Below are 13,027 nucleotides of genomic sequence, written 5' to 3' on the forward strand. Positions count from 1 at the left end.
GGCACGCAACCGCCTCGTTGCCCTCCCACCCGAATCCCCGAGTTCACTGACCCTCAGGACTTAAGACACAACGCCGAGTTGGCGAGACTCGGCGCCTTTTATGTGATATCCGCCATAGCGAATTACATTTCACTCAAATAGGACGAACGCGATGCAATAGAAACGCCCCATTTACGCCGAAGGTGAAGTATTACCGACCCGCCGAGAATCAGTGAGACGCCCCACGGGGCCGACATGCGGAGAAAGACCTCGACGCCTGGGCCCGGAGTCTCTCCAGACCTCCGGTCGCCACCCGCCCAAAGCAGACATATGATCAAAAAAGCCAATGGCCAGGCCCGCCGTTGCCCAGCAGACAGCGGTGCAGTCCCCGCTGTCCGATGGTGGTAGGAGGGGGTGCGCATTGACCCGGTTCCAGCGACTGATGGCCGGATACTTCGTCGTCGTGATCCCGCTCACCGTCGTGTACCTGACGATTCCGGGCAGCCGCGACGTCACCTGGGCCGCCATCGGCATCCTCGGCGTCTGCGCCATTCTCCTGGGCATCCGGATCAACCGGCCGACCCACCGCTGGCCGTGGTTGGTGCTGGCCGCCGCCGCGTTCACCTTCACCGTCGGCGCCACCACTTACAACATCCTCAACACCTTCTTCAACCAGCAGAATCCATTTCCCTCACTGGCCGACGTCTTCTATCTGGCGGCGTATCCGCTGTTCGCCATCGGGCTGTACGGGTTCATCAGGTATCGCGCGACAGGGCGGGATCTGGCGAATCTGCTGGACGCGTTGATCCTGGCCTCCGGCCTGGCTCTGCTTTCCTGGGTCTACCTGATCGCGCCTTATGCCGAGGCCGCCGACATGACCTGGACTCAGCGAGCGATCTCGATCGCCTACCTGGTCGGTGACGTGCTGATGCTGGCGATGCTCGTGCGGCTGCTCGCTCCCGGCGATGTGCGCGGCCCTGCGATTCAGCTCCTCACCGTCGGCACGCTCGGCATCCTCTGCTCCGACGTCCTCTACAAACGTCTCCAGCTCAATGGAACCTGGCGGGACGGCACCCCGATGGATCTGGGCTGGGTCGTCTTCTTCACCGCCTGGGGTCTGGCGGCGCTGCATCCCTCCATGGTGGAACTGACGGCACGAATGCCCGAGCGGCGCCCGGGCATCCGCGTCCGGCGGCTCGTCATACTCGCCCTGGCCGCGCTGGTCGTTCCCTCAGTGCTCCTGTACGAATCCCTGAGCGGCTCTGTGGACGATGCGGCTGCCATCGCGGTGGGCTCGATCGTTCTCTTCCTCCTCGTACTCGCCCGTCTTTCGGTCCTGGTCGCATCCCAATTGAAGGCCGTGAGCCGCGAACGGGGCCTTCAGGCCGGGGCCGCGTCGGTGGTGGCGGCGGCCAGCCTGAAGGAGATCGCGAATGCGGTCCAGGGAGCGGCGGACGTGTTCTTCGGGGCGGGGACGCCCCACGAGGCCGTCCTGCTGACCACGGACCAGGGTGAGTCCAGGCTCCACAGCGTGCGCACGACGTCGCGCGTCTGGGACTGGCGCCTCGACTGGACCGACGAGACCGCTGAGGCGTGGCTGCCCGCATTCCTCGCCCGTGAGACGCAGGTCGTGGGGGTCGAGGACCTCGGGGAGTCCGCAGCCTCCGAGTTGGGGGACCTGCCATACGCACTGCTGTGTCCGCTGTCCTTCCCGGACCGCCCGACCGGTGACTCGCTGGTCGGTGCGCTGGTCGTGGCGGGGCCGGAGCGGAGCCTGGCGGAATTGCGGGGGTCGTTCGAGACCCTGGCCTCGCAGGTCGCGCTGGCGGTGGAACGCGTCGCGCTCGACAAGGAGGTCAACCGCCGCAACAGTGAGGCGTACTTCCGCACCCTCGTGCACAACGCCTCGGACGTCATCCTGATCCTCGACGACGACAACACCATCAAGTACGCGAGCCCGTCCGCCGAGGGCATGTTCCGCCGGTCCCCGCTGTACGGAGTGCGACTCGGCGACCTGGTGGCGGACCAGGACAGTGAGCGGGCGATGGAGTCGCTGGCGCGGATGCGCACCGAGGACGACCTGGACAGCCGCGACGACTGGCAGGTCCTGCAGCAGGGTGGCGCACTCATCGATGTGGAGGTCCGATGCAGCAATCTGCGGCACGACCAGACCGTCCACGGGCTGGTCCTCACGCTTCGGGACGTGACCGAGCAGCGCAAACTGGAGCAGGAACTCACCTACCGCGCCTTCCACGATTCACTCACCGGCCTCCCCAACCGCGTGCTCCTGCTGGAGCGCATCGAGCGCGCGCTGCTGCGCGGACGCAGGGCCTCCACGCTCACCTGCGTACTGTTCGTGGACCTGGACGAATTCAAGATGGTCAACGACACGAGGGGCCACCCGGTGGGGGACGAACTCCTCGTGGCCGTGGCCCGGCGGTTGACCGGAACACTGCGGGTCAGTGACACGGCGGCGCGTCTGGGGGGTGACGAGTTCGCTGTGCTCATGGAGGGTGCAAAGGAACCGGCAGCCGCGGAAGTGCTCGCGGGACAGATCATCCAGAGCCTCTCCCAGCCGTTCCGGCTCTCGAGCGGGATGGTCAGCATTTCGGCCAGCGTGGGGATATCCAGCGCGCAGGACAGCTCCAACGCGGAAGAACTGCTCGCACACGCCGACTTGGCCCTGTACGCCGCGAAAACGGCCGGGAAACGGCAGTGGCGCAGCTATCAGGCGCAGTTGAACGCCGGAATGCTGGAGCGGCACGAGCTCCAGGCGAGCCTTGAAAGCGCCATCGCCGCCGAGGCGTTCCATGTGCGCTATCAGCCCATTGTGGAGATCGCCACCGGCGAGGTCGCCGGCTTCGAGGCGCTGGTCCGCTGGCCGCAGGACCGGCGCGGTCTGGTGCCTCCCGACCAGTTCATCGCGCTCGCCGAGGAGACCGGGCACATCATGCCGCTCGGCGGCTGGGTGCTCGAACACGCCGCCGCCCATGTGGCCCGCTGGCAGCGGGTGGTGCCACGGCCGGAGCCCCTGAACCTCAACGTCAACGTGTCAGCCCGTCAGTTCCGCGACCCCGGGTTCCTCGACCAGGTGCGCCGCGTCCTCGACACGTCCGGCCTGGCGAGCGGTTCGCTGGTGCTGGAGTTGACGGAGACCGTCCTCATGAATCGCGACGACCAGATACGGTCGGTGATGAGGACGCTGAAGGAACTCGGTGTGGGGATGGCCATCGACGACTTCGGCACCGGCTTCTCGTCGCTCAGCTACCTCCGTGAATTCCCGATCGACGTGCTCAAAGTCGACAAGTCGTTCATCGACGACATCAGCGTCGACGAACAGCAAGTCGCCCTGGTCGAAGGCATTGTGCGCATTGCCGACACCCTTGGCCTCCAGGTCATAGCCGAAGGCATCGAAGAGGTGGAGCAGCGCGACCGGTTGGCGGCCATCGGCTGCCGGTTCGGGCAGGGTTATCTGTTCGCCCGCCCGATGACAGCGGACCAGGGCGAACAACTCCTCAGGAGCGCCAGCGAACACCAGGCCCCACGGCTGATCAGCAGCACGACGACGCGTCGGACGGCCCGCATTCGCCGGAGCACCGCCGACGTGGGCCCGCTGTCGTCGACCGGTGGTGAAGGCGCGGTCGACGACGCTCACGCGCGCAAGACGCTGACACCCAGCGACGTGCGACGCGACCCACGCTGGGGAGACCTCGAACACCTGCGGCGTTCCAGCCCGATGTGCGATGCGGTCATCGACGAGGTCCGCGGCCGGCACCTGCGCTGCGGTGACCACTGGCTCATCGACTTCGCGTCGTGCAACTTTCTGGGCTTCGACCTCGACCCCGAAATCATTGACGCGATCGAGCCACAGGTACATCGTTGGGGCACCCACCCGAGCTGGTCGCGGCTGAACGGCAGTCCCAGCCTCTACCCGGAGATCGAGGAGCGGCTCACCGAACTGCTCGACGCGCCCGACACGTTGCTGCTCCCGACCATCACGCTCATCCATGCCTCCGTGATCCCGGTGATCGGCGGCGAGGGCCACATCTTCATCGAGGCACGCGCACACCGCACGGTCTACGACGGCTGTCTGGTCGCCCGGGGACACGGCGCCACGGTGCAGCGGTTCCATGCCGAGCGGCCGGACGAACTCGACGCTCTGCTGCGCACCGCTCCGGCCGATTCCACCCGGCTGGTGTGCCTGGACGGGGTCGACAGCATGAGCGGGAACCTGCCCAACCTGGCTGAACTGGCGGGTGTCTGCCGGGCTCGGGACGCATTGATGTACATCGATGACGCGCACGGCTTTGGGATCATCGGCGAACGCCGTGCCGACGAGACGTCCCCGTACGGCTCCCGCGGCAACAGCGTCGTCCGCCATCTCGGGGAGACCTACGACGACATCATCCTGGTCGGCGGATTCTCCAAGGCGTACTCGTCCATGCTGGCGTTCCTTGCCCTTCCGACATGGCTGAAGGACCATCTCAAGGTCGCCGCCGCACCGTACCTCTACTCCGGATCCGCGCCAACGGCCTCGCTCGCCACCGCGCTCGCCGGCCTGGATGTCAACGACCGGCGGGGTGACGCCATCCGCGCCGATCTGCATCGCAAGACGATGCGCGTACTGGACCATGTCAGCGCCCTTGGCATCTTCACGCCCAACACCACTGGGCTGCCCGTCATCGGGATTCCGCTCGCCGAGGGCTCGGATCTGGATGCGGCCGCGAAGTTCCTCTGGGACCACAAAATCTACGTCACGCTTGCGGCCTATCCGATTGTCCCGCGTGATCGGGTCGGAGTGCGGATCCAGGTCACCGCCAAGAACAGCGATGAGGACATCGACCGGCTCAACGAGACGCTTTCGGCCTTCGCCGAGCGGTTCGAACTCCAAATGCGGCCCTGACGCCCCGGTCGCAGGCTGTTCACGGCGGTCAGGCGGCCAAAGGATCCGGAACCGGCTGCTCTCCGGCGACCCGGCTACGCTCCGGCCGGATTGCGGCCCGCTTCCGCCTCCGCCTCCCGCAGAGTGAAGGCCGTGTTGACCAGCGCGATATGGCTGAACGCCTGTGGTGTGTTGCCGAGTTGGCGGCGGATCACCGGGTCCCACTCCTCGGAGAGCAGCCCGACATCGTTACGCACGTCGAGCACTCTCTCGAACACCGCGCGGGCCTCGTCCGGGCGCCCGGTGGTGGCCAGCGCGTCGGCCAACCACATCGAACATGCAAGGAAGGCACCCTCCGAGCCACGCAGCCCGTCCACGTCGTTCACCATGTGGTCCTGGCTTGCGTAGCGCCGCAGGAAGCCGTGGTGATCCAGCGTCCTGACCGCCGCCACGGTGCCGAGCACCCGGGGATCGTGAACCGGAAGGAAGCCCACTCTGGGGATGAGCAGCGCGGAGGCGTCCAGTACAGGGGCCCCGTAGTACTGCACGAAGGACCCCTTCTCGTCGTTCCAGCCGTCGCGGCACACCTCCCGGTGGATCTCTTTGCGCATGGCCCGCCATCGCTCCACCGAGTCGGTGCGCCCGGCCAGCTTCCACATCCGCAGGGCGCGGTCCACGGCCACCCAGCACATGATCTTGGAGTGGACGAACTGCCGCCGTGGGCCGCGGACCTCCCACAGCCCCTCGTCTGGCTCGCGCCAGTGCTCTTCGAGGTAGCTCATGAACGCGTGGACGAGGCTCCAGACGTGGCGCTCCATGGGGACACCGGACCGCAGGGCCAGATACAAGGCGTCCAGCACCTCGCCGTAGACGTCGAGCTGGAACTGCCCCACCGCCGCGTTTCCGAAGCGGACCGGCTCCGACCCCTCGTAGCCGGGCAGCCAGAAGGCCGACGACTCTTCCGGCAGCCGCCGCTGGCCGGCCACGCCGTAGAGCGTCTGCAGGTCCGCCGGATCGCCCGCCATGGCGCGCAGAAGCCAGTCCGTCCAGGACACCGCCTCCTCCCGGAAACCGCTGCGCAGCAGGCAGGAGAGGGTGAGAGTGGAATCGCGGAGCCAGCAGAACCGGTAGTCCCAGTTCCGCTCACCGCCGATGCTCTCGGGCAGGGACGTCGTCGGCGCGGCGACGATACCCCCGGTGGGCGCGTAGGTGAGCGCCTTCAATGTGATCAAGGAGCGCACCACCGCGTCCCGCCAGGGTCCCTGGTAGCGGCACTTCGCCGCCCAGCGCTCCCAGAAATCGAGGGTTTCCAGCAGTGCGGTCGCCGGGTCCTCGGGCGGCGGGACCGGCATGTGCGAGGGTGACCAGCTGAGCATGAAGGCGAGGGTCTCGCCTTCCCGGACGGTGAAGTCGAAGTAGGTGCAGTCGTCGGTGGCGCGCACATCCACGCGCTGGTCGGCGCTCAGCCATGCGGAGTCGGGTCCGGCGACCGAGACCACGTAGGTACCGCGGGTGCGCGTCCAGGGAACGACACGGCCGTGGTTGAACCGGAGCCTCAGTTCTCCGCGCATGGCCACGGTCCCGGAGAGACCTTCCACGATGCGCACGACATGAGGCAGGTCGGCACGCGGAGGCATGAAGTCGGTGACGCTGACCGCGCCGTCGACCGAGTCCCAGATGGAGTCCAGCACAAGGGTGTCGCCGCGGTACGACCGGCGGTTGCACTGACTCCCGCCGACGGGCGAGATGCGCCAGTACCCATTGTCGGGATTCCCGAGAAGCGCGGCGAAACAGGCAGGAGAATCGAAGCGGGGCACGCACAGCCAGTCGATCGCCCCGTCGCGGCTGATGAGGGCTGCCGTCTCAAGATCACCGACGACGGCATAGTCCTCGATCATCCCGGCCATGATGCACTGTCACTGTCAGGGGCACCCGCCGGACGGACAACCCGTAGTACATACCTCCCGGCTGCCACGACCCCGACGCTGAATGCCCAGATCTTCCAAGCTCTCACGATGGCCGCCACAGTCGATGGAGTATCAGCCTTTCCGGTTCAGTTTGCCTTGGATGCAGCATAACTCCGCCTTTGTCACGGCGCGCGGCGCGGCAACCTGGACGAACCCGGGAGGCCCGGGCGGCGGACGCACCGGCTGGCGCGTTCACCCATATGGCCGAGTGGTGGGCGTGCCGGGGCACGCGAGCCCGGCAAGATCGGCCGGACAGGACCTAATGGCTGTGCCCGCCCACCTTGGCTTCCGAGTCGGGTTCGGGCCCGGCCTTCGCCGGGTGGTGCGGCTCGTAACCCGGAATCGTGCCGTCCGGCTTTGCCACCAGGAACAGCCCGGCCATGCCCATGTCGGAGTGGCTCTGGACATGGCAGTGGTACATCCATGCCCCCGCCCCCACGCTCTCGCCCGCGACGACCTGGAAACCGAACGAGTCCGCGGGGCCCGTGATCTTGTTGTCGATGACGCGGCTGATGTCGTCCGGGCCCAGAAGCAGGCCGGTCCTGTTGTCCGCCCAGCGATGGCCGTGCATATGGAACGTGTGGTAGTACTCGCCGTGCGTGATCATGATGATCTCGACGCGATCGCCCACCGTGGCCTGGAAGTTGGGGCTCGCGCTCGCCGGCTTGTTGTTGATCGTCATGTCGTTGAAGACGATCGTGAATTGCTTGTCCGGGAGGATGTCGCCCTTCCTGCGGACCACCACCGGACCGTAGAGACCTTTACGGATGCCGCCGGTGCCGTGGTCCGTGCCCACCACATGGTCGTGGTAGTGCCAGTAGCCTGCGCTCCCGGGGCGCCAGGTGCCGTCGGCACGCTTGCCCGGGGTGTGCGTGCGCCAGGTGTACGTCCGCGTGCCTCCCGGTTCGACATGACTCCTGCTCATCCGGGTGCCGTCGTTGGCGATGTCGTAGTCGACGCCGTGGGCATGCAGACTGACCGGAACGTCCATCGTGTTCTCGAACTCGATGTGCAGTGTGTCGCCCTCGATCAGCTCGATGAGCGGGCCGGGAATCGACGCCTTCCCGCGCTCCAGGCCGTAGCCCATCTGGCCGTCCGCCAGCTTCTCCGCATACAGCGAGAGATGACGTACCCGGCCCCCGGCAGGAGCGGTCCTCGGCGCGCCCACCATCGACGCCGCGCTCGTCGCGCTCTGGGCGAAGGCCACCGATAACGATGTCACGCCCGTCGCCGCGACCGCGCTCCCCGCCAGCAGCCGCCGGTTGAAGCTTCGTCTGTCCATGCCGAACTCTCCAGTCCTGTACGGGGTTTGACGGGCAGGGATGAGACACAAGTGCCCCCCGGACGGCGCCACGGTAGCCCGGTGATCTTCGTTTATCCACACCAAGGACAAAGTTCGTGCCACTGCGGTCTTACCTATTGGCGAACCACGAAAAGGGGTCTAGTTTCCAAGGCTGTTGTTGTGACCACAGAGGGGTGGGTGACCCATGCAGCGCACACCACATCACCGGTCGAGATCCCGAAGAAGCGCTCTGGCGGCGGCACTTGGGGTCGGCGCACTGACCGTGTCCCTGCTCGGGGGCGGTGATGTCGCCTCGGCCCGGACCTATCCGGAACCAGCGTCGACAACGTTGTCCTTACCGTCGCCCCCGGGCGGCCAGAAGGTGAAAGTCCTCGTCTTCCATGCCTCGGCCACCGCCGAGTCGCCGACCGTCGACGCGGGTATCGCGGCGATCGAGACCATCGGCCGGACGGGGCCCGCCGCGGGCCGGTTCACCACCGAGGCCACGGACGACGCCTCCGTCTTCACCGATGCCACCAAGCTCGGGAAGTACAACGCGGTCGTCTTTCTGACCGGCGGCGGCGATGTGCTCGACCCGGAGCAGGAGGCCGGGCTCGAGTCGTATCTGGAGGCCGGCGGAGGCTTCGTCGGCATTCATGACGCGGCGCGCACCGAGCCGTACTCCGACTGGTTCACCGGGCTGATCGGCGCCCGGCCGACCGGCGCGCCGAGCACGGTGCAGCGCGCGGTCGTCGAGGTCGGCGACCGTCAGCATCCAGCCACCGCGTCGCTTCCGCTGCAGTGGAAACGGCCCGACGCATGGTTCAACTGGGCGGTGAATCCGTCCGGCAGCGTGCACACCGTGGCCCGTGTCAAAGAGAGTTCCTACAAGCCCGCCGCCGGCGCCAACGGCTGGGACCACCCCGTCTCCTGGTGCCGTGACTACGACGGCGGCCGCTCCTTCTACACCGGCATGGGGGGTACGGTCGACAGCTTCGCCGAAACCGACTTCCGCGACCATCTGCGCGGCGCCCTCGCCTGGACCACCCGCCTCTCGCACGCCGACTGCAAGGCCACCATCACCGCCAACTACACCGCCGAGCGAGTCACCCGGCCCAACCAGCCGGGGCAGAACGACCAGATCGGCGAGCCGCACGGCCTGGTCACCGCCCCCGACGGGCGGGTGCTCTACATCGGCCGCGGCGGCGCCGACGCCGGCAAGCCCGTCGTCACCGACTGGAACAACCCCGACATCGGCAAGGGCCAGGGCGAGATCCATGTCTACGACCCGGAGACGAGGAAGGTCACCCTCGCCGGAGCGCTGACCGTATTCGGCAACAAGGGCGGCGGCGACGAGCTGATCAAGGTCGAGGAAGGACTGCTCGGCATCGAGTTGGACCCCGGCTTCATGACCAACGGCTGGGTGTATCTGCACTACACGCCGCACGCGCAGATCAACCGCGACACGCATATGGCCCAGCGCCGCGTCTCGCGCTTCACACTCGACCTGGCCGCCAACAAGCTGGATCTCGCCTCCGAGAAGGTACTGCTCACCTGGCCGGTGCAGATCCACAGCTGCTGCCACGCGGGCGGCGGCATGGCGTGGGACTCGAAGGAGAATCTCTATATCGCCACCGGTGACAACAACTCCTCCGGTTTCAGCGGCGGTTACTCCGGCAACAACCCCCAGCCCAGCTTCAAGGGCGTGTCCTTCGCGGACGCTCGCCGCACCGCGGGCAACACCAACAACCTCAACGGCAAGATCCTGCGGATCCACCCCGAGGACGACGGGACGTACACGCTCCCGGCGGGGAACCTGTTCACCGGCAAGGAGCCGGACGAGGGCGGCGGCAAGACGCGCGGCGAGATCTATGTGATGGGCGTGCGCAACCCGGCACGTATCTTCGTCGACAAGTCGACGGACATTCTGTACGCGGGCTGGGTCGGTCCGGACGCGGGCGCACCGAGCACTACCTGGGGCCCGGCGAAGTACGACACCTTCTCCGCCATCACCAGGGCGGGCAACCACGGCTGGCCGTACTGCATGGGCAACAAGCAGCCCTACCGGGACCGCAATCTGCCCGATCCGGCAAAGCCGCTCGGCTGGTACAACTGCGACGCTCCGAGGAACGAGTCCCCCAACAACGACGGCCTGGTGAATCTGCCGCCCGTCACCTCCAACACCATCTGGTACTCGCCACAGGGCGGCGGCGTGGACTATCCGCGCGATGCGGCCGGCGTCCCCAGCTACCGGACGGATGAGCAGAAGATCCTGCTCCCCTGGCTCAAGGGCGGCGGCCAGGCGACCATGAACGGCCCGGTCTACCGCTATGACGCGGCGAGCGCCAGCAAGGGCAAGTGGCCCTCGTACTGGGACGGGAAGTGGTTCGTCGGCGACTTCTACGACGGCGACCAGCCGCGGCACGCGGTGCTGACCGACCCGAAGACCGTCGGCAAGGGCGGGCTTCCCGTGCACGCCGAGTCCCTGAAGAAGATCATCCCGGTGGGGACGGACGGCATCCGCAATCTCATGGACTGGAAGTTCGCCCCCGACGGCTCGCTCTATGTCCTGGACTACGGCCGCGGATTCTTCACCTCCGACTCCAAGTCCGCGCTGTGGCACATCACATACAAGGGCGGCGAGCAGACACCGTCCGCCGACAAGCTGGCACGGAAGGCGGCGCGGTGAGACACGTGAAACACAGAACGGCGAGTTTCTGGACGGCCCTGCTGGCCGCGCTGACGATGGTCCTCGGTCTGATGGCCGCGGTCGCGTACGGGCAGAGCGACCACGTGGCCGCCGACCAGGTCCTCACCTGGACGGCCGGCGACTCGATCGAGAAGTACGCGTCGTTCCCGGCCACCGCGGTGGCGGGGAAAGCGACCATCGTCTTCGAGAACAGCGCGGCGACCGGCAACACCATGGGCATGCCGCACACACTGACCTTCGACGTCTCCGATCCCGAGTACAACAACGACGTACCGCTGAACATCCTCGCCAACCCCAATGACGACCAGGGCGGCAAGCACACCGCCGAGGTCATTCTCGCCCCCGGCCGGTACCGCTTCCACTGCACCATTCCCGGCCATGGCGCGATGCAGGGCATCCTGACCGTCACCGAGGGCGGGGGCGAGGACACCATCCCGCCCCAGACGTCCGCGAAGGTCGACGGTGACAAGAACGCCGACGGTGCGTACGTCGGCCAGGCGTCGGTGACCGTGTCGGCGACCGACGCGGGTTCGGGCGTCAAGACCATCGAGTACGCGGTCGGGACCGACGGCCCCTGGCAGCCGTACACCGCGCCCGTCGTGGTGAACGAGGTCGGCACGCACAAGATCCGCTACCGGGCCGGTGACAAGGCAGGGAACGTCGCCGCCGAGAAGGCGGTCGACTTCGCGGTCGTCGCCCCGCCGACCGACGACAAGACCCCGCCGGAGACCTCGGCGACGGTGAGCGGCGAGAAGAACGAGCAGGGCCAGTATCTGGGCATGGCCACGGTCACCGTGACCGCCTCCGACACCGGCTCCGGGGTCAACACCATCGAGTACGCGATCGGCGCGAGCGGGGCCTGGCAGCCGTACACCGCCCCGGTGATGGTGCACGAGGCGGGCACGCACAAGGTCCGCTACAAGGCGACCGACAAGGCAGGAAACGCGGCCCCGGAGAAGGCCGTGGACTTCACCGTCGTCACACCGCCCGCCGAGGACAAGAATCCCCCCCGGACCTCGGCAGCGGTGAGCGGCCGGCAGAACTCCGACGGCGCCTACATCACGAGCGCCAAGGTGACCGTCACCGCGAGCGACGCGGAATCCGGGGTCGACACGGTCGAGTACTCCCTCGACGGCGGTCCCTATCTCGCGTACACCACGCCCGTCATCGTCGACCGGGTCGGCCACCACACCGTCCTGTACCGGGCCACCGACAAGGCGGGCAACACCTCGGCCGCGCAGAAGGCGACGTTCACGATCGCCGAGGGCGGCGGCGTCCCGGCACCCAACTGCCCCGAGTTCGACGAGCGGTTGACGGTGATCGTGGGTACGGTCGACACGGGCGTGCCCAACCGCATCACCCGTAGCCGCTGCACCATCAACGAGCTGATCGAGGACGAGAAGGACTGGTCCTCGCACGCGCTGTTCCTCATGCACGTGGACAAGGTTCTCGACCAGCTGCTCGCCGACGGTGTGATCGACCAGCGCGAGCACAAGAAGATCTACCGGGCGGCCCAGCAGTCGGGCATCGGGAAGCCGGGCCAGAACACCGGCTACCGCGATCTCTTCGACGGCACCCAGGCCTCCTTCGACAAATGGCAGCACGTGGGCGGCGGTTCGTTCGGGCTGGGCACGGACGGGTCGATGACCAGCGGCACCACCAAGGGCGGCCTGGGCATGCTGTGGTATCCGAAGCGGCAGTACGGGGACTTCTCGCTGAAGCTCCAGTGGCGCGACGACGCTCCTGGCACCGGCAACGCCAACAGCGGCGTCTTCGTGCGCTTCCCCTACGTCCACGACAATCCGGAGGAGCCGCGTCCCGAGTGGGTCGCCATCAAGTACGGCCACGAGGTACAGGTTCTGGACCGCCCGGGCGGAGACATGTACAAGACCGGCTCGGTCTACGGTTTTGACCGGGTGGGCCTCGGCGGCGCGGGTGTAACGGCCAAGGGCACCTGGAACGACTACGAGATCCGGGTGGTCGGCCAGCACTACTCGGTCTACCGCAACGGCGTGCTGATCAATGAGTTCGACAACACCGGCGGCCAGGAGTTCGTCCCGCCGCGGGCGGACGACCCGGGCACGGACGGCCGGCGGTACGCCTCCGGCTACATCGGGCTCCAGGTCCACGGCACGACCGACGTCATCTCCTACCGCAACATCCGGGTGAAGGAGCTCTAGGTCCTTTTACGAGAGCCGGAAGGGCCC

At 67.2% G+C, this 13,027-nt stretch carries 5 protein-coding genes; 3 read left to right on the forward strand and 2 right to left on the reverse strand.

Features of this window, described 5'->3' with window-relative positions; genetic code table 11:
- The first annotated feature begins 421 nt into the window (after positions 1-421).
- Positions 422-4,882, forward strand: a complete 4,461-nt coding sequence (locus FBY35_RS05810) for an aminotransferase class I/II-fold pyridoxal phosphate-dependent enzyme (protein ID WP_142214921.1) — start codon at positions 422-424, stop codon at positions 4,880-4,882.
- 74 nt (positions 4,883-4,956) lie between these two features.
- Here the strand turns inward: FBY35_RS05810 and FBY35_RS05815 are convergent, their stop codons facing one another.
- Positions 4,957-6,768, reverse strand: a complete 1,812-nt coding sequence (locus FBY35_RS05815) for a glycoside hydrolase family 15 protein (protein WP_142212752.1) — start codon at positions 6,766-6,768, stop codon at positions 4,957-4,959.
- Between the two features lie 319 nt (positions 6,769-7,087).
- Entirely contained in the window at positions 7,088-8,110 is a 1,023-nt protein-coding gene (locus tag FBY35_RS05820; protein ID WP_142212753.1) for a multicopper oxidase domain-containing protein, read from the reverse strand.
- Positions 8,111-8,315: 205 nt separating this feature from the next.
- On the opposite strand from FBY35_RS05820, the gene FBY35_RS05825 reads away from it, so the two are divergent.
- The gene (locus FBY35_RS05825; protein WP_142212754.1) at positions 8,316-10,799 is read left to right on the forward strand and encodes a ThuA domain-containing protein; all 2,484 of its coding nucleotides are present in this window, start codon (positions 8,316-8,318) and stop codon (positions 10,797-10,799) included.
- A gap of 56 nt (positions 10,800-10,855) precedes the next feature.
- Entirely contained in the window at positions 10,856-13,000 is a 2,145-nt protein-coding gene (locus tag FBY35_RS05830; RefSeq protein ID WP_142214922.1) for an OmpL47-type beta-barrel domain-containing protein, read from the forward strand.
- The last annotated feature ends 27 nt before the right edge of the window (positions 13,001-13,027 follow it).

It is taken from the genome of Streptomyces sp. SLBN-118, assembly GCF_006715635.1.
In the GTDB taxonomy this organism is placed as follows: Bacteria; Actinomycetota; Actinomycetes; order Streptomycetales; family Streptomycetaceae; genus Streptomyces.